At 45.1% G+C, this 17,186-nt stretch carries 15 protein-coding genes; 6 read left to right on the top strand and 9 right to left on the bottom strand.

Features of this window, described 5'->3' with window-relative positions:
• Window positions 1–15: 15 nt before the first annotated feature.
• Window positions 16–984 (bottom strand): phosphoserine phosphatase, encoded by a 969-nt coding sequence (serB, locus tag JKJ11_RS03355; protein ID WP_006071971.1) that lies wholly within the window; start codon window positions 982–984, stop codon window positions 16–18.
• A 107-nt stretch (window positions 985–1,091) separates the two neighbouring features.
• Between serB and JKJ11_RS03350 the strand changes: the two genes are divergently transcribed.
• Window positions 1,092–1,691, top strand: coding sequence for a YtjB family periplasmic protein (locus tag JKJ11_RS03350; RefSeq protein WP_006071972.1), 600 nt, complete (start codon window positions 1,092–1,094; stop codon window positions 1,689–1,691).
• A gap of 96 nt (window positions 1,692–1,787) precedes the next feature.
• On the opposite strand, the gene deoD is transcribed toward JKJ11_RS03350, so the two are convergent.
• The 7 genes from deoD to JKJ11_RS03315 all read right to left on the bottom strand — a co-directional run bounded on the left by deoD (window position 1,788) and on the right by JKJ11_RS03315 (window position 8,855).
• Entirely contained in the window at window positions 1,788–2,507 is a 720-nt protein-coding gene (gene deoD, locus JKJ11_RS03345) for a purine-nucleoside phosphorylase (RefSeq protein WP_006071974.1), read from the bottom strand.
• Between the two features lie 103 nt (window positions 2,508–2,610).
• On the bottom strand, window positions 2,611–3,831 hold the full coding sequence (locus tag JKJ11_RS03340) for a phosphopentomutase (protein ID WP_038225473.1): 1,221 nt from the start codon (window positions 3,829–3,831) through the stop codon (window positions 2,611–2,613).
• A 15-nt stretch (window positions 3,832–3,846) separates the two neighbouring features.
• Window positions 3,847–5,181, bottom strand: a complete 1,335-nt coding sequence (gene deoA, locus JKJ11_RS03335; RefSeq protein ID WP_124940671.1) for a thymidine phosphorylase — start codon at window positions 5,179–5,181, stop codon at window positions 3,847–3,849.
• An 85-nt stretch (window positions 5,182–5,266) separates the two neighbouring features.
• Window positions 5,267–6,043 (bottom strand): deoxyribose-phosphate aldolase, encoded by a 777-nt coding sequence (gene deoC, locus JKJ11_RS03330; RefSeq protein ID WP_006071980.1) that lies wholly within the window; start codon window positions 6,041–6,043, stop codon window positions 5,267–5,269.
• A 449-nt stretch (window positions 6,044–6,492) separates the two neighbouring features.
• Window positions 6,493–7,758, bottom strand: coding sequence for a NupC/NupG family nucleoside CNT transporter (locus JKJ11_RS03325; RefSeq protein ID WP_006071982.1), 1,266 nt, complete (start codon window positions 7,756–7,758; stop codon window positions 6,493–6,495).
• A 205-nt stretch (window positions 7,759–7,963) separates the two neighbouring features.
• Window positions 7,964–8,743, bottom strand: coding sequence for a TatD family hydrolase (locus tag JKJ11_RS03320; protein ID WP_124940670.1), 780 nt, complete (start codon window positions 8,741–8,743; stop codon window positions 7,964–7,966).
• Entirely contained in the window at window positions 8,733–8,855 is a 123-nt protein-coding gene (locus JKJ11_RS03315) for a DUF5363 family protein (protein WP_006071986.1), read from the bottom strand. Before JKJ11_RS03315 ends, JKJ11_RS03320 begins: the two co-directional genes overlap by 11 nt.
• Window positions 8,856–9,173: 318 nt before the next feature.
• Between JKJ11_RS03315 and JKJ11_RS03310 the strand changes: the two genes are divergently transcribed.
• The 4 genes from JKJ11_RS03310 to JKJ11_RS03295 all read left to right on the top strand — a co-directional run bounded on the left by JKJ11_RS03310 (window position 9,174) and on the right by JKJ11_RS03295 (window position 13,961).
• Window positions 9,174–10,169 carry a BMP family lipoprotein gene (locus JKJ11_RS03310; RefSeq protein ID WP_006071987.1) on the top strand — a complete coding sequence of 332 codons (996 nt, stop codon included), beginning with the start codon at window positions 9,174–9,176 and terminating at the stop codon, window positions 10,167–10,169.
• A gap of 116 nt (window positions 10,170–10,285) precedes the next feature.
• Window positions 10,286–11,866 (top strand): ABC transporter ATP-binding protein, encoded by a 1,581-nt coding sequence (locus tag JKJ11_RS03305; protein WP_124940668.1) that lies wholly within the window; start codon window positions 10,286–10,288, stop codon window positions 11,864–11,866.
• The gene (locus JKJ11_RS03300; protein WP_006071990.1) at window positions 11,863–12,993 is read left to right on the top strand and encodes an ABC transporter permease; all 1,131 of its coding nucleotides are present in this window, start codon (window positions 11,863–11,865) and stop codon (window positions 12,991–12,993) included. Before JKJ11_RS03305 ends, JKJ11_RS03300 begins: the two co-directional genes overlap by 4 nt.
• Before the next feature lie 2 nt (window positions 12,994–12,995).
• Window positions 12,996–13,961, top strand: coding sequence for an ABC transporter permease (locus JKJ11_RS03295; RefSeq protein WP_124940667.1), 966 nt, complete (start codon window positions 12,996–12,998; stop codon window positions 13,959–13,961).
• A gap of 76 nt (window positions 13,962–14,037) precedes the next feature.
• Here JKJ11_RS03295 and prfC read toward each other — a convergent pair whose 3' ends face one another.
• The gene (prfC, locus tag JKJ11_RS03290; protein ID WP_252038741.1) at window positions 14,038–15,627 is read right to left on the bottom strand and encodes a peptide chain release factor 3; all 1,590 of its coding nucleotides are present in this window, start codon (window positions 15,625–15,627) and stop codon (window positions 14,038–14,040) included.
• A 336-nt stretch (window positions 15,628–15,963) separates the two neighbouring features.
• On the opposite strand from prfC, the gene JKJ11_RS03285 reads away from it, so the two are divergent.
• Entirely contained in the window at window positions 15,964–17,142 is a 1,179-nt protein-coding gene (locus JKJ11_RS03285) for an MFS transporter (protein WP_252038740.1), read from the top strand.
• The last annotated feature ends 44 nt before the right edge of the window (window positions 17,143–17,186 follow it).

Genomic DNA, 17,186 nt, shown 5'->3' with positions numbered 1-17,186 from the left:
TTTGTTATCTTTCACTTACCAGTTGATTCGTTTTTGTCTTGCGAGTAACCCTGACAGCACACACACAATCCCACCTAAACCTGCATGGTTAATGGCTACCTGTGCCTGAGCTTCAACTTTAGGTTTTGCGTGATACGCAATACCTAAACCAGCCGCCGCCATCATCACCAAGTCATTGGCACCATCACCCACGGCAATGGTGTTATGCGGCTCAACATCATACTCTTCCGCTAACTCTAGCAAGATGTCTGCTTTAGTTTGTGCTGAGACGACATCCCCAAGTACTTCGCCAGTCAGTTTGCCATTTTCAATCGCCAACGTATTTGATTGAGCAAAATCCAAATTTAATTTCTGCTTTAAGAAATCAGAAAAATAGGTAAATCCACCAGACGCAATCGCCGTTTTCCAGCCATAAGACTGAAGAGTTTTTAGCATTTCTTCTAACTCTGGCATCAACGGCAACTGTGAACGAACGCTCTCAAGAATCGCTTCATCTGCATCTTTTAATGTTGCAACACGTTGGCGCAAACTCGCCTCAAAATCCAACTCTCCTTGCATCGCTCGCTCTGTTACTTCTGCAACCTGCTCACCTACTCCAGCAAGTTTGGCGATCTCGTCAATACACTCAATCTGAATGGCGGTCGAGTCCATATCCAAGACAATCACACCCGGCTTATTGAGGTCGGGAACATCATACAGTGCTGCGCAATCCACTTTGAGCTCATTCAGAATCACTTTATGGTCGGCGGTTAACTGGCCATCCATCAGTGCCACTTCATATTGCCCGACCTGCCAAATGTCGAGAATTCGGCTAGTTTCACCGATGTAGAAATCCATATCATTGAAAATATCAGGAGACAAATAATGAGAATACATAATCCAACTGGCTTTATTTTTCTCCAGTTGATGAGACATGAGTGTCTCAGGGAAACGTTCCTTCAATGGAATACGTTTGGTAATCGCTAACGGCTTTACAGCGTCCATGGCTAATCCTTCCTTTAAAAAGCTCCTAAAACGTTAACCTATTGCAATTTGGTTGTGCAAGCATCAATATGAACCAATCAGTAATTTCATAGTACTTTTAAACTTATATGGACGGTTCGCTGTTTTCATTTCGCAACTTTTTGAGGTTAGTAGCGCTTTGCTTAATCGCTGCTATGGTGTTCTTCATCACAACAAATAGCTTTGTTATCAGTAAAGGTAACGAGCGCATTCAAGCGAATCAGTTAGAAGTGCTTTCTAAAGTTCTGATTTCTCAGGCCTCACTCTCTGCTAGACAGATGCTGATTGATCAAGACCAAGAGCGTTTAGGCGCTCTGACCAACCAGTTAGCACAAGAACGTCTGGTGTTAGATGCAACCGTTTATGATTCTGAAGGGGTCAAAATTGCCGCCAGTACAGACGCCAAAACGGCGCGCGAAGTCCTAGGGCTCGATACTCCACTCTCAACTGCCAGCATTGGCCGCCAACAGCTAGTCGAGCCGATCATCAACGATCATACCATCATAGGTTTTGTTCGAATCACCTTTGAAACTGGTAAGGTAACCGCAATTTCCGATCATCACTACCGCAAGAGTGATCGCTTTATGTATATGATGATCTTGATGAGTTTTATCTCTGGTGTGTTACTGATGGTCATCCTTAGAAAACAACCAAAAACCAAAGGCGAGAATTTACTGCTCAAGCAATAGAATGCTCGTGTACCTTTTGAAAACATAAGCCATTCCCAGATACAAAAAAGCCTCGCACAAGCGAGGCTTTTTTACATACTTTATTAAGCGTCTTGCTTATTCTGCGTCACCTAGCAAAACAGAATCTAGAGCAATCTCCATCATTTCATTAAATGTGGTTGCACGCTCATCAGAGGTCGTTTGCTCACCAGTCTTGATATGGTCAGATACGGTACAGATAGCCAGTGCTTTTGCACCGTATTCTGCTGCAACACCGTAGATGCCTGCCGCTTCCATCTCAACACCAACAATGCCATATTTGTCCATTACATCGAACATTTCAGGATCAGGAGTGTAGAACAGCTCAGCAGAGAATAGGTTACCCACCTTTACGTTGATACCGCGAGCTTTTGCCGCTTCTTCAGCGTTCTTCACCATGTTGTAGTCAGCAATCGCCGCAAAGTCATGGTTCTTAAAGCGAATACGGTTCACTTTAGAATCAGTACATGCGCCCATACCAATAACAACGTCGCGCACTTTGATGTCTTCATTAACCGCACCGCAACTACCTACACGGATAATCTTCTTAACACCAAAATCTTTGATCAGTTCAGTAACGTAAATAGAGCATGATGGAATACCCATACCGTGACCCATTACAGAGATACGACGACCTTTGTAAGTGCCTGTATAGCCATACATATTACGTACGTCACACACTTGTACTGCATCATCCAAAAACGTATCAGCAATGTATTTTGCGCGCAGTGGATCGCCCGGCATCAATACTACGTCTGCAAAATCACCCATTTCCGCATTAATGTGAGGAGTAGCCATGACTGTTTCCCTTTATTCTCAGTGCTTGTTCCTAGGACTTAGTGCCTAGAGATATGTTAAATGTACAACGCTCAAGTGAGACTTGAGCGTTGTTCGTTAATGATTATAGGAAGTTCTTTCCGTAATCCATTGAGGATGTACCAAAGTAGCTTGCAAGGCTTTGACCAATATCAGCAAAGCTATCACGAAGGCCTAAAGAACCTGCTGGAACCTTGTGACCATAAACGATAACAGGAATGTGTTCACGTGTATGGTCAGTACCTGGCCAAGTTGGGTCACAACCATGGTCAGCCGTCAGAATAAGAACATCGTCTTCTTCCATCAGTTCAATTACTTCGTGAATACGAGAATCGAAGTACTCAAGCGCAGCTGCATAACCCGCCACATCACGACGGTGACCATACGCTGAATCAAAATCAACAAAGTTAGTGAAAACGATCGTGTTGTCGCCCGCTTCTTTGATTTGCTCTTTGGTTGCTTCAAATAGCGCTGGAATGCCTGTGGCTTTCACTTTCTTAGTGATACCGCAGTTCGCGTAAATATCAGCAATCTTACCGATAGATACCACTTGTCCCTGCTTCTCTTCAACAAGCTTCGACAACACGGTTGGCGCTGGCGGTTCAACAGAAAGGTCACGACGGTTACCCGTGCGCTCAAATTGCCCTTTACCTGGACCAATAAATGGACGCGCGATAACACGACCAATATTGTAATCCTCAAGCTCTTCACGAGCGATTTGGCAAAGCTCAAGCAGACGATCTAAACCATAAGTTTCTTCATGACATGCAATCTGGAAAACTGAATCCGCTGACGTATAGAAGATAGGTTTGCCCGTCTTCATATGCTCTTCGCCCAGGTCATCAAGTACTTGAGTCCCTGATGCGTGACAGTTACCTAAAAAGCCATCTAAACCTGCACGTTCTAGAATGCGGTCGGTCAGCTCTTTCGGGAAACTATTTTGCTTATCCGTGAAGTAGCCCCAATCAAACAAAACAGGAACACCAGCAATTTCCCAGTGACCAGACGGAGTATCTTTACCTGACGATAACTCTGCTGCGTGACCATAAGCACCGACAATTTCGACGTCATCACGAAGGCCCTGTGCCAAAGCACCTGTAGACTCTTTATGCGCCATGGCTAGGCCGAGCTTGCTCAAATTCGGTAGCTTTAGCTCACCGCTGCGCTGATCGTTATCAGCCAAACCTTTTGCACACTGCTCTGCAATATGACCCAGTGTATCTGAGCCTACATCACCAAATTGCTCAGCATCGGCTGCTGCGCCAATACCAAATGAATCTAATACTAAAATAAATGCGCGTTTCATAATTTCTCCTCACGCTTATGCGAGATCTTCCGCTCGAATTTGGCGGTACACACAAGGCGTTTCTACGTAAGCTTGCTCACCGATTGTCATTGCGGCTTTCAATGCATTTGCTGCTTCTTGCCATTGCGCTTCATTACGCGCATGGATAACAGCTAGTGGCTTGTCTGCACTTGCCGTCTCGCCTAATCGAATAAATTGATCAAAGCCTACCGCGTAGTCGATGGTATCTGTTGCCACGCGGCGACCACCGCCCATGCCAACTACAGCCATACCAATCGCTCGAGTATCCATCGCTGAAACAATACCTTCATTGTCAGCGTATACTGGCTTGATAATTTCTGCTTTCTCTAAATAATTATCGTAGCTTTCAACGAAGTCTGCAGGGCCGCCTAAACCTTTGACCATTTTACCAAAGCACTCAGCAGCCTTACCGTTATCAAGTACTTCATTCAGCTTAGCTTCTGCTTGCTCAGTGTCTTCAGCTAACTTCGCTAACACCAACATTTCGCTACAAAGTGCCATCGTCACTTCATACAAACGTGGATTGCGGTATTCACCCGTCAAGAATTGTACAGCCTCACGAACCTCAACTGCATTACCTGCAGAAGAAGCAAGCACTTGATTCATATCGGTAAGGATAGCCGTAGTCTTAGTGCCAGCACCGTTAGCTACGGCAACGATAGAGTTGGCTAACTCTTCTGATGCTTCATAAGTTGGCATGAAAGCACCAGAACCGACTTTTACATCCATCACTAGTGATTCAAGACCTGCCGCCAGTTTCTTCGATAAGATAGACGCAGTAATCAGAGAGATATTGTCAACCGTTGCAGTGATATCACGAGTCGCATAAACACGCTTATCAGCCGGCGCAAGATCGCCAGTTTGACCGATAATCGCTACACCAGCGTCTTTAGTCACTTCACCAAACACGTCATTGGTTGGCGTAATGTCATAGCCAGGAATAGATTCTAGTTTGTCCAGCGTGCCACCTGTATGACCCAGACCGCGGCCAGAAATCATCGGTACAAAGCCACCACATGCAGCAATCATAGGACCAAGCATCAGTGATGTTACATCACCAACACCACCTGTTGAGTGTTTATCAACAATCGGGCCACCAAAGTTCATGTGGCCCCAATCGATAACCATGCCAGAATCACGCATTGCGCACGTGAGAGCAATACGCTCTGGCATAGTCATTTCATTAAAAAAGATGGTCATTGCAAAGGCAGCAATCTGGCCTTCAGATACGGTGTCCTTGGCAACACCTTGGATAAAGAAGTTAATTTCTTCAGCAGTTAGCTCTTGGCCATCACGTTTTTTACGAATAATTTCTTGTGGTAAATACATTAGTACCTCCCCAGTCTAAGCTTGGGTTGTAGGGATAGAGGGAATAGTGGTGGCTGGAAATCAGCCACCAACAAAAAGATTCAGATTAATATGCAGATGGATCTGCAGTTTCGTCTGTTACTTCTAATGTATTCAGGAGATTAGTTAGAAGGCTAGAGGCACCAAAGCGGTAGTGCATGTTGTCTGCCCAATCTGCACCTAGAATGTCATCAGCCATTGCTAGATAAGCAGCAGCATCTTCCGCTGTACGAACGCCACCAGCTGGCTTGAAGCCAACTTTCTCAGCAACGCCCATATCGCGAATCACTTCTAACATCATGCGCGCGTACTCAGGAGTAGCGTTAACTGGCACTTTACCTGTTGATGTTTTGATAAAATCCGCGCCTGCTTTGATACAGATTTCTGAAGCTTTCTTGATAAGCGCTTCTTCTTTAAGCTCACCAGTTTCGATGATCACTTTTAGAAGGATATCACCACACGCTTCTTTACATTGCTTAACAAGTTCGAAGCCTACTTCTTCGTTGCCTGCCATCAGTGCGCGGTATGGGAATACAACGTCCACTTCGTCTGCACCGTATGCAACAGCTGCTTTAGTCTCAGCTACCGCAATTTCAATGTCATCGTTACCGTGAGGGAAGTTAGTCACAGTTGCGATACGTACTTCTGGTGTACCTTGTTCGCGTAGCGTTTTCTTTGCAATAGGAATAAAGCGAGGATAAATACAGATCGCCGCCGTGTTACCCACTGGCGATTTTGCGTCATGACATAGTGCGATCACTTTTTCATTAGTGTCGTCATCATTTAGCGTGGTTAGATCCATAAGTTTTAGTGCACGTAGAGCTGCTGCTTTTAAATCGCTCATTTCTATCTCCGGTCAATATATTCAATTAATTACCTGACAAACTCGTCAGCAATAAATGAACGGACTTGGTTCCTTGAAGACTCGGTTCAGCTATTAGGTTAAAGCTGAATACCAATTGCTATCCTTGTCACCGCACAGTACCTGCTCGTTAAAATCACCTGATTCCTATCTTGGTGAGAACTGGCTCTGGCTACATAAAGCTTCGCGAAAACACGAAAGAATTACTTAGTAGCCTATACAGTATAGGACTCTCGTTCAAAACGGTAGAGCTGATTAAAACGCAAACGGTTTGCTTCTCAAAAAACTTCCATTCAGTCGTTGAATCGCTTATCCAGTAACGATTCATTAGGAATTATCTGGCTCCTAAAACCAAAAAAGCCCCGCAGCAATTTCTTGCTACGGGGCGATTTAATACGGCGTCTATATACTAATAACCTTTACGCGAGCAATTACATGCCAGCTAGGCTTAGACAGAAACCAGCAATCGTTGCTGCCATCAAGTTAGATAGCGTACCTGCGATTACTGCTTTCACACCCATGCGTGCGATATCACCACGACGCTTAGGCGCAAGGCTACCCAGACCACCTAGAAGGATTGCGATAGAAGAAAGGTTCGCAAAACCACATAGAGCGAATGAGATGATTGCCTTAGTTTTCTCAGAAAGAACAACTGGTGCTGCGTCACCTAGGTATGGTGCGAAGTTCGCGTATGCTACGAATTCGTTCGCAACAGTCTTCATACCGATGAACTCACCAGCGATTGTCGCTTCAGACCATGGCACACCTAGTAGGAATGCTAGTGGTGAGAAGATCCAACCTAGAATCATTTCTAGACGTAGTTCTGGCATACCGATCCAGCCACCGATGCCGCCAAGCATACCGTTAACTAGGGCGATAAGGCCGATGAATGCGATTAGCATTGCACCTACGTTAAGAGCTAGTTGAAGACCTGCTGATGCACCGCCCGCTGCTGCGTCGATAACGTTAGCTGGCTTGTCTTCACCTTCAGCTTGCATGCTGTGAAGCTGCTCAACAGGTTCATCAGTTTCAGGCTTGATGATCTTAGCGAATAGAAGACCACCTGGAGCTGCCATGAATGATGCCGCTACTAGGTATTCAATTGGCACGCCCATTGATGCGTAGCCCGCTAGTACACCACCAGCGATAGAAGCTAGACCACCACACATTACGGCGAATAGCTCAGATTGAGTCATCTTAGGCACGAAAGGACGTACAACAAGTGGAGCCTCAGTTTGACCTACGAAGATGTTTGCCGCAGCAGACATAGATTCCGCACGAGATGTACCTAGTGCTTTTTGCAGGCCGCCACCAAGAATCTTGATAACCCACTGCATTACACCTAGGTAGTAAAGTACCGAGATAAGCGCAGAGAAGAAGATCAGTGTCGGTAGTACACGGAATGCGAAGATGAAACCGCCGCCGCCGAATACTTCGAACATCTTGTCAGAAACAAGACCACCGAATAGGAATGACGTACCATCGTTACCGTAGTTAATCACGCTAGATACAGCGTCAGAGAAGCTACGTAGGATCTCTTGACCCCAAGGTACATAAAGAACAAACGCACCAAGTGCAAATTGGATAGCAAAAGCGCCAGCCACAGTTCTGATATTAATAGCTTTGCGGTTATCCGATAGAAGTACTGCGATAAGAATCAGTACAACCATACCAACCAGGCTCATAAACAGGCTCATAGTTTATGACTTCCTTATATTTAATAATTTGGCGTGTAACAAAATTTGAAGCTCAAAAGCGGGGGCGATTATACAAACCCACAGAAAAGAAAGTAGTACCCCCCTCACACTTTCGTCTTGAACACATAAAAGATACACGTCATTTTGCGATCATGATCACAATTCATCTCTGCAAACGTTTTCGAATTCACAATTAACAGCACATTTAGTCACAAAAATTAAACGTCAATTTGCTATTTTTTAGTAGCTGTGACGTAACCGTTTGCTCATTTTCACTTCTCAGCATGTTTAACGATGATAGAACCATGTTTACCATTTTGGGCTCATTAGGCTGACCTTGATATCCATAAAGAGGCATATCAGGCGCATCCGTCTCTAGTAACAAACTTTCTAGTGGAAGATTAATGATAGTTGAGCGTGTTTTTTGCGCTCTTTCGTAGGTAATGACACCACCGACACCTATTTTTAAACCGAGATTGACGTAATCCATCGCTTGTTGGTAGCTGCCACTGAATCCATGAATAACGCCACTATATAGAGGAGGGTTCTGTTTCAATAAGGCAATAAGCTCTTGGTGTGCTTTCCTGCAATGAAGAATAATGGGTAGTTGGTACTGGTTGGCAATACGAATTTGCTCACTAAGAAGTGATTTTTGTAGAAGCTCGTTTTCTCTACCTTGATAGAAGTCGAGACCACACTCTCCTAATGCGACAAACTTTTGGTTGTTTTTCAACTCAGCAACACGTTGCTCTAGGCGAGCAATAGAGCCATCATCCACTTCCTCAAGAAACAAAGGATGAAACCCTAAAGCGAAATACACCATTGCATGCTCACTGGCTAACTTATTTATGGCCAGCCAATTTTGCTCATTAATACCAGGTACAACGATAGCGGCAACTTGAGCCTTTGCTGCCTCTAATAGTACTTGGTTTATGTCTTTTTTCTTTGCCAATAGATCGAGGTGGCAATGGCTATCAATCACCATCTTTTGGCTCTTTTCGGTAAGGCACGCAACTACGTTTATTCTCTGGAGTGAGTCCTAATGAGGCACACCAATCATCGTATTTTTTAAGCCACTTTTTGAGCAATTCAACCATGGTAAATTTACCTAAATAAATGTAATCGATTGCAATCGATATTATCTCAAATCCTTATGTTACAAAGGATAGCGCAATAGTTAGAGTTTTATCACTAAGTTGTGACTTACCCCTCAATGCTGTGATAGAAGCGGTTTTTTTTCATATACGCAAACGATAAAATGTTGCCTATTGTTTGTAAACCACACAAATTGTCTCTATCGTCATTTCTGTGTCGTTTACATGCGACCATTTTCTAGGCACCTAAAAACTGGAATGAGCCTAGCCTATCGAATCGTCAATGATGCTCTATCATTCGACACTACAAGGGAATTGATCGTGAAAAAAACTATTCTAAAAATGTCTGCGCTCGCAGTAGCAGTAGCTTCATTTGGTGCATTCGCAGCGAAACCAGCAGTGGTATACGATACAGCCGGTAAATTTGACAAATCATTCAACGAAGCTGTTTTCCAGAACGGTGTAAAAGTATTTAATGCGGACAAAGGCATTAAAGTTCGTGAATTTGAACCTCAAAACGAAGCGCAACGTGAACAAGGCCTTCGTCGCCTTGCAAGCCGTGGCTTCACTCCTATTGTTGCTGTTGGCTTCAACATGGCATCAGCTGTAGAAAAAGTTGCCACTGAATTCCCTGATATTCAATTTACAATCATCGATATGGTCGTTGATAAGCCAAACGTTCAATCTATCGTCTTTAAAGAACACGAAGGTTCTTTCCTTGTAGGTGCGTTGGCAGCGAAAGCTTCTAAAACTGGCAAAGTAGGCTTTGTTGGTGGCATGGATATCCCATTGATTCGTAAGTTCGAATGTGGCTACCGTCAAGGTGCACAATACGCGAACCCAGAAATCGAAACATTCCAAAACATGACAGGTTCTACTCCTGCAGCCTTCGCTGACCCTGCGAAAGGTTCAGAGCTTGCTAAATCTCAATTCTCTAAAGGCGTTGACGTTATCTACGCAGCAGCTGGCGGTACTGGCATGGGTGTATACCAAGCAGCTAAAGATGCTGGTAAATACGCAATCGGTGTTGACTCAAACCAAAACCACCTTCAACCAGGCACTATGCTGACGTCTATGGTTAAGAAAGTCGGTGTTGCTGCATACAACACTTGGGACGACGCTGAAAACGGTACTTGGGAAGCAGGCATCAAAGTACTAGGCCTAAAAGAAGGCGCAGTTGAGTGGGCTTACGACGAGTACAACAAAGACCTAATCACACCTGAAATGAAATCATACCTAGATACGCTTCAAGCGGACATCATCGCTGGCAAGATCGAAGTTCACGACTACATGTCTGACAACACGTGTAACTTCTAAGCGTTCTAGCTCAGAATGAAAGACTCAGCTTATTTTGGTTTATTATCAATAAGCTGAGTAAACATAACAACGCCGCTGCCTAAAAACAGCGGCGTATAATTATAAGGCAGTATCTAGTGACAAACGGACAATCTATTGCCATTGAACTTAAGCAGATAGATAAACGCTTTGGAGCCGTTCACGCTAACCGAGCTATCGATCTTAGAGTTCCTCAGGGCACGATTCACGGCATCATTGGTGAAAATGGTGCTGGCAAGTCCACTCTTATGAGTATTATTTACGGATTTTATCATGCTGATGCTGGTGAAATGACAGTGAACGGCGCTCCTTACAAGCCCGCTAACTCTCAAGAAGCAATCAAAGCAGGAATTGGCATGGTCCACCAACACTTTATGTTAGTGGAAACATTTACCGTATTAGAGAACATTGTTCTCGGTGCCGAAGATGGATGGCAGCTAAATGAAAGTTTAGGTAAAGCGCGCAAAAAGCTGAAAGCGCTAGCACAGGATTACGGGCTCGAAGTTCCCCTTGATGCCGTTGTAGGCGAGCTACCTGTTGGTCTTCAGCAACGTGTCGAAATCTTAAAAGCGCTGTATCGTGGCGCAAAAATCCTGATTCTTGATGAGCCAACAGGTGTACTCACTCCACAAGAAGCCGATCACCTTTTCCGCATCTTAGATAAACTTCGCGCTCAAGGTACTACTATCATGATCATCACGCATAAGCTGCGTGAAGTCCTAGCGATTACCGACAATATTTCGGTAATGCGCCAAGGCACAATGGTCGAGCACGTGGTGACGGCGAAAACGAACAAAGAGCAACTGGCAGAACTAATGGTGGGACGCAAGGTTCGCCTAAAAGTGGATAAATCTGAAGCGAATCCGAAGAAAGAGCTTATCAAAGTTGATCAGTTACAGTTTTTTGATGACGCAGGTGTTGAGCGTGTCAAAAGTATCAGCTTTGGTGTCAGACAGGGTGAAGTCGTTGGTATTGCTGGTGTTTCTGGTAATGGTCAATCAGAAATACTTGGCCTGCTATCTGGGATTATTAAGCCTTATTCCGGCAGCATTGACATTAACGGTAGCCATATCGACAAACATCACCCTCTCGATCCTCAACAGGTACGTGCTATTGGTGTAGGTCATATTCCTGAAGACCGTCATAAGCAGGGTCTTATCAACAAATTTGAAGCTCAAGAAGCGTATATCCTGGGCTACCACCACTTACCACAATACAACAAAGGCTTACTGCAAGATAAGCAAGCCATTAAAGAGTGTTGCCAGAACAGCATGGATAAGTGGGATGTTCGTCCTAACGACACCACATTAAAAACCGCAAACTTTTCCGGTGGTAACCAACAGAAGCTAGTCATCGCGCGCGAAATGGAACAGAACCCAGATGTGCTTTTGGTCGGCCAACCAACTCGTGGGGTAGATATCGGTGCTATCGAATACATCCACCAGCAAATCATTGCTGCACGTGATGAAGACAAAGCTGTTTTGCTGGTCTCGGTTGAGCTAGATGAAATCCTAAGCCTATCTGATCGCATTTTAGTGGTCTTTGATGGCTCTATCGTGGGTGAAGTATCCATTGAAGATGCCGATGAGAAAACGCTGGGATTAATGATGGCCAATATCATGCCTGAGCATCTTAAAGCATCCAAGGAACACGCAGAGCCACAAGGAGAAAGCGCATGAGCCAAGCTAAAGTACCCGCTTGGGTAACCGTGGCACTGCTGCCAGCCATCAACGTATTAGTTGCGTTTTTGGTGTCGGCTCTGCTGTTTATTTATATTGATATTAACCCAATTGACGCGGCAAAAGTCATGTGGACGGGAGCCTTTGGCTACGCAGAAGGCTTTGGGTACACTATGTACTACGCGACAGGCTTTATCTTTACCGGTCTTGCTGTGGCCGTCGCCTTCCATGCTGGCTTATTCAATATTGGGGGTGAAGGGCAAGCGTATATCGGTGGTTTGGGCGTTGGCTTGGTCTGTTTGACTCTAGGTGAATACGCACCGTGGTATATCGTCTTCCCAGTTGCCATCATTGCTGGCGGTTTATTTGGTGCTGCGTGGGCGTTCATTCCCGCTTACCTTCAAGCAAAACGCGGTTCCCATATCGTAATCACGACTATCATGTTCAACTTCATCGCCTCTTCGTTAATGGCGTATCTACTAGTTGATATCTTGAAGCCTGAAAACACGATGGCAACAGAAAGCCGTGTGTTCGCAGTCTCAAGCTGGTTACCAAAGATGCATGAAATGCTCGCTGTGGTCGGTATTGAAATGGCACCAAGCCCAATGAACTTGAGCTTCATTTTTGCGCTCTTGTGTTGTGTGTTTGTCTGGCTATTTATGTGGCACTCACGTTGGGGTTACGAAATCCGCTCTGTCGGCTCAAATCCATCAGCTGCAAGCTATGCAGGTATTAAATATGTAAAAATCATTGTCCTTACCATGCTTATCTCAGGCATGTTAGCGGGCTTCTTTGGTTTGAATGTATTACAAGGCGAACTGCATCAAATCAAACTCAACTTCGTTGAAGGTTTTGGCTTTACTGGTATTGCGGTTGCTTTAATGGGGCGTAACCACCCTATCGGTGTTCTATTAGCAAGTTTGTTGTTCGGCTTCCTATATCAAGGTGGTGCTGAGCTAAGTTTTGAGTACGGCGTTGACCGAAATATCGTTGTGGTATTGCAAGGTCTGGTGATTCTCTTCTCAGGAGCACTAGAGCACATGTTCCGTCCTTCACTAGAACGTACTTACCTCAAACTTTTTGGTAGCAAAAACAATGAGCAACAAGCAGAGAAAGGAGTCGCTTGATTATGTTTGAAACGATTATTCTCATGCTTGATGCCACCTTACGTGTGGCAACGCCACTGATACTTGCCTCGTTAGCCGGTATGTTCTGTGAACGTTCAGGGATAGTGAACATTGCACTAGAAGGTAAGCTATTGGCCGCTGCATTTGCTGGTGCTGCTACAGCCCATGTCACCGGTTCAGCGTGGCTAGGTTTGTTTGCTGGTGTAGGTATCTCGGTGCTTCTCGCCTTGCTTCACGGCTTCGCTTGTATCACCCACAGAGGTGACCAAGTCGTCAGTGGTATGGCAATCAATATTCTTGCCGCAGGCTTAACCATTACGTTAGGTCGCCACTGGTTCCAACAAGGTGGTCAAACTCCAGCGCTATCTGGTGACGCTCGTTTCGCACCGATTACCTTCCCTGGTGCTGATGCCGTTGCGGACGTGCCTATTTTGGGCGATATCTACTCTGAGCTGATTAGTGGACACTCCATTTTGGTATACCTTGTGGTGTTTATCGTTCCTGCTTGTTGGTACCTACTGTTCCGAACTCGTTTTGGCTTGCGCTTACGTGCTGTAGGTGAGTCACCATCAGCAGTGGATACTGCAGGTATCTCTGTAGTGCGTATGCGTTACGCTGCCGTTGCAATCTGTGGGGTATTAGTGGGTATTGGCGGCGTCTACTTATCGGTAGCGCAAACGGCTCAGTTCATTCCAAACATGAGTGCAGGTAAAGGTTATATGGCATTGGCCGCACTTATTTTTGGTAAGTGGCGTCCGTTTACCGCAATGGGTGCATGTTTGCTCTTTGGTTTCTTGGATGCACTAGCTATTCGTATGCAAGGCGTGACCATTGGTGACTTCCCTATTCCGGTACAAGCGATTGAAGCGGTACCTTACGTGTTAACCGTATTCCTACTCGCGGGCTTTATTGGTAAGGCGGTAGCACCAAAAGCTATCGGCGTGCCTTACACTAAAGAACGCGAATAACCGGATGCGATATGCAGACCGAAAAAAAACCGCTCAAACGAGCGGTTTTTTATTATCTAGTATTAGCAACTATAGATTAGTGCTCACGTGTTGCGCGGAATTTAATATCCGGGAAACGCTCTTGCGCTAGGTTCAAGTTAACCATAGTTGGTGCTACGTAGCTCAAGTTGTCACCACCATCAAGCGCAAGGTTTTGCTGGTTCTTACGTTTGAAGTCTTCAAGCTTCTTGTCATCATCACACTCAACCCAACGAGCTGTTGCAACGTTAACACTTTCATAAATCGCTTCAACGTTGTACTCAGATTTTAGACGAGCAACAACCACGTCAAACTGAAGCACACCAACCGCACCAACAATAAGGTCGTTATTTTGTAGCGGACGGAATACCTGAACAGCACCCTCTTCAGAAAGCTGAACCAAACCTTTTAGTAGCTGCTTCTGCTTCAATGGATCTTTTAGACGAATGCGACGGAATAGCTCCGGTGCAAAGTTTGGAATGCCAGAGAACTTGAGCGCTTCACCTTGAGTAAAGGTGTCACCAATTTGAATGGTACCGTGGTTATGAAGACCAATGATATCACCAGCATACGCTTTTTCGGCGCGAGAACGGTCACCCGCCATAAACGTAACCGCATCAGAAATGCTGACTGTTTTGCTGGTGCGAACGTGGTTCATCTTCATACCTTGAGAATAGGTACCAGATACAATACGCATAAAGGCGATACGGTCGCGGTGCTTTGGATCCATGTTTGCCTGAATCTTAAAGACAAAGCCAGAAAACTTCTCTTCCGTTGCTTCAACATCACGCTCATTCGCTTGACGCGTTTGCGGTGCTGGTGCCCACTTAGTTAGGCCGTCTAGCATATGGTCAACACCAAAGTTACCAAGTGCAGTACCAAAGTATACTGGAGTTAGCTCACCTTTAAGGAAAGAATCAAGATCAAACTCAGGACATGCGCCCATTACTAGCTCTAACTCTTCACGAACGCTTTCTGCTAGATCAGCACCTACCGCGTCATCAAGGTCTGGGTTATCTAACCCTTTGATGATACGAACTTCTTGGATTTCATGACCATGGCCAGATTCGTACAGAATCGTTTCGTCACGGTGAATGTGATAAACACCCTTAAACTCTTTACCACAACCAATTGGCCAAGAGATAGGGGCACACATCATACCCAGTTCACTTTCTACTTCGTCTAGCACTTCCATTGGGTCGCGTACATCACGGTCCAATTTGTTCATGAAGGTCACGATAGGCGTGTCACGAAGACGAGTTACTTCCATCAATTTACGGGTACGGTCTTCGACACCTTTTGCCGCATCAATCACCATCAAACATGAGTCAACAGCGGTAAGCGTACGATAAGTATCTTCCGAGAAGTCTTCGTGTCCAGGAGTATCAAGTAGGTTAACCAAACAGTCGTTATAAGGAAACTGCATCACGGACGTTGTTACCGAGATACCACGCTCTTTTTCCATTTCCATCCAGTCTGACTTGGCGTGCTGCGCACTGCCACGGCCTTTTACTGTGCCTGCTTTCTGAATCGCGTTTCCGAATAACAGTACTTTTTCAGTAATGGTGGTTTTACCCGCATCCGGGTGAGAGATGATCGCAAAAGTTCTGCGCTTAGAAACTTGTTGCTGAAATTGAGGATTTGACATGAATCTCGATCTTCTTGGTTTGTAGAATAGCGTTTGAGAGTATTGGCTCAACTACTACTCGAAGGCGTCGAAAAAATAATGGGCGCTATTTTCACCGATCTGGCTTCGATTCTCAATCACTAGTTTCTTCAAGCTACTGACTAACCACTCAGTGACTCAGTAACTTACTTGCTCCCCTTAAGTAACAACGGGTTACACACTGCTCATCGTAAATCGCCTCCCATATACTTTTTTACCTTAAACAGAGTTTCGATAAATAAGAGCATTTTCCTGTGGTTTTACCTATCGCAATTTCATTTCTTTTGACCTTAAGGTCTTTAATTTGGGGAACACTCCATGAAAACTCTTAAACCTTGGTACATCGCACAGATGTCAAACGGCGTGGTTCAGTGGGCGGGCATTGCCCTGATGCTGACACCGCTTATTATCGAACGCACAGGCAGCGGCTCTCTTATGGGCAGCGTAATGTCTCTGATTGGCCTATTTGGCATCAGCGCACCGCTCATTGGTTGGCTTGCAGATAAATATGGTATCCACCGTCAAATGCAAAAAGTGGCGTTGTTCTCTCACTTACTTTCGCTGGTGCTACTCTATTTTGCGCAAACTGAAACCTACACCTACTTGTTAGTCGGACTTACCATCGGTATTGGTACTGTCTCTCAATTGGTACTGAACCCAACATTTGTCCTAAATTCTCTACCAGAAAATGAGCAAGCGCGTGGACTAAGTCGTCTATTTCAGTTCCAGTTTTTGGGTGTGGTGATTGCGGGCTCGCTCCTCGGAGTGGTAAGTCTATTGGGTTGGACAAGTGAACAAAAGCTACTGATGCTTATGACTCTGGTCTGCGTTTCTATTGTTACTGTATTTATTGCACCGCCACCGAAAGTCAAAGTGCCTGAGGTTGAACAGCAAAGCGACGATGAATCACTAACTAAGAAGAGCAACAAACGCACCTCCATTGCATTCGTGATGTTCTTGGCAACAGTGTTCATTTCCATGTTTACCGCCAGTAACTTGATGGAAACTGGACCAATCATCATCAAAGAGGTGTTTAACGTCGACCTTGGACATTCTGCGTTTGGTCTCGCAGGCTCCGCGGTATTAACCATGATACTCCTTGAGCCAGCTGGTCGCCTCGCAGAAAAAAGCAGCCCTTATCTCATCTGGGTGGCGTCACTGGCTTGCTATGCAGTAACCTCAATTGGTCTATGGCTGGCGATAGGAACGAACATTCCAAGCCTTGTCCCTATTCTATTGATAGTACTACTGATGCAAGCAATATCTTGGTTCGATATGGTAATACCAGCGATTGCAGAAGAGCTCAGCCCAAGCACACCTGCACTCACACAAGGCATTCTGATGTTTGCAATGGCAATAGGGTTTGGAGTGGGTACTTACATTGCAGGTCAGCTCATTGACGTTGAAGGTTTTGTGTCAGTCGTGGATTATTGCGCGGCAAGTATCGTTGTGACCTTAGTGCTAGCATTCGCTACTTTGTTGTTTAAACGTAAGTAAATATCCACATTAATGAAGAAAGGCTGGATGAATCCAGCCTTTCT

It is taken from the genome of Vibrio sp. SCSIO 43133, from assembly GCF_023716845.1.
Classification (GTDB): domain Bacteria; phylum Pseudomonadota; class Gammaproteobacteria; order Enterobacterales; family Vibrionaceae; genus Vibrio; species Vibrio mediterranei.
Note: the sequence above shows the minus strand (reverse complement) of the source record. Positions and strands in the feature narration are given on the sequence as shown.

What these genes read in the sequence shown, in the direction of transcription:
- serB (WP_006071971.1), bottom strand. Translation starts at nt 984, where the DNA reads ATGGACGCTGTAAAGCCGTTAGCGATTACCAAACGTATTCCATTGAAG.
- JKJ11_RS03350 (WP_006071972.1), top strand. Translation starts at nt 1,092, where the DNA reads ATGGACGGTTCGCTGTTTTCATTTCGCAACTTTTTGAGGTTAGTAGCG.
- deoD (WP_006071974.1), bottom strand. Translation starts at nt 2,507, where the DNA reads ATGGCTACTCCTCACATTAATGCGGAAATGGGTGATTTTGCAGACGTA.
- JKJ11_RS03340 (WP_038225473.1), bottom strand. Translation starts at nt 3,831, where the DNA reads ATGAAACGCGCATTTATTTTAGTATTAGATTCATTTGGTATTGGCGCA.
- deoA (WP_124940671.1), bottom strand. Translation starts at nt 5,181, where the DNA reads ATGTATTTACCACAAGAAATTATTCGTAAAAAACGTGATGGCCAAGAG.
- deoC (WP_006071980.1), bottom strand. Translation starts at nt 6,043, where the DNA reads ATGAGCGATTTAAAAGCAGCAGCTCTACGTGCACTAAAACTTATGGAT.
- JKJ11_RS03325 (WP_006071982.1), bottom strand. Translation starts at nt 7,758, where the DNA reads ATGAGCCTGTTTATGAGCCTGGTTGGTATGGTTGTACTGATTCTTATC.
- JKJ11_RS03320 (WP_124940670.1), bottom strand. Translation starts at nt 8,743, where the DNA reads ATGGTGATTGATAGCCATTGCCACCTCGATCTATTGGCAAAGAAAAAA.
- JKJ11_RS03315 (WP_006071986.1), bottom strand. Translation starts at nt 8,855, where the DNA reads ATGGTTGAATTGCTCAAAAAGTGGCTTAAAAAATACGATGATTGGTGT.
- JKJ11_RS03300 (WP_006071990.1), top strand. Translation starts at nt 11,863, where the DNA reads ATGAGCCAAGCTAAAGTACCCGCTTGGGTAACCGTGGCACTGCTGCCA.
- JKJ11_RS03295 (WP_124940667.1), top strand. Translation starts at nt 12,996, where the DNA reads ATGTTTGAAACGATTATTCTCATGCTTGATGCCACCTTACGTGTGGCA.
- prfC (WP_252038741.1), bottom strand. Translation starts at nt 15,627, where the DNA reads ATGTCAAATCCTCAATTTCAGCAACAAGTTTCTAAGCGCAGAACTTTT.
- JKJ11_RS03285 (WP_252038740.1), top strand. Translation starts at nt 15,964, where the DNA reads ATGAAAACTCTTAAACCTTGGTACATCGCACAGATGTCAAACGGCGTG.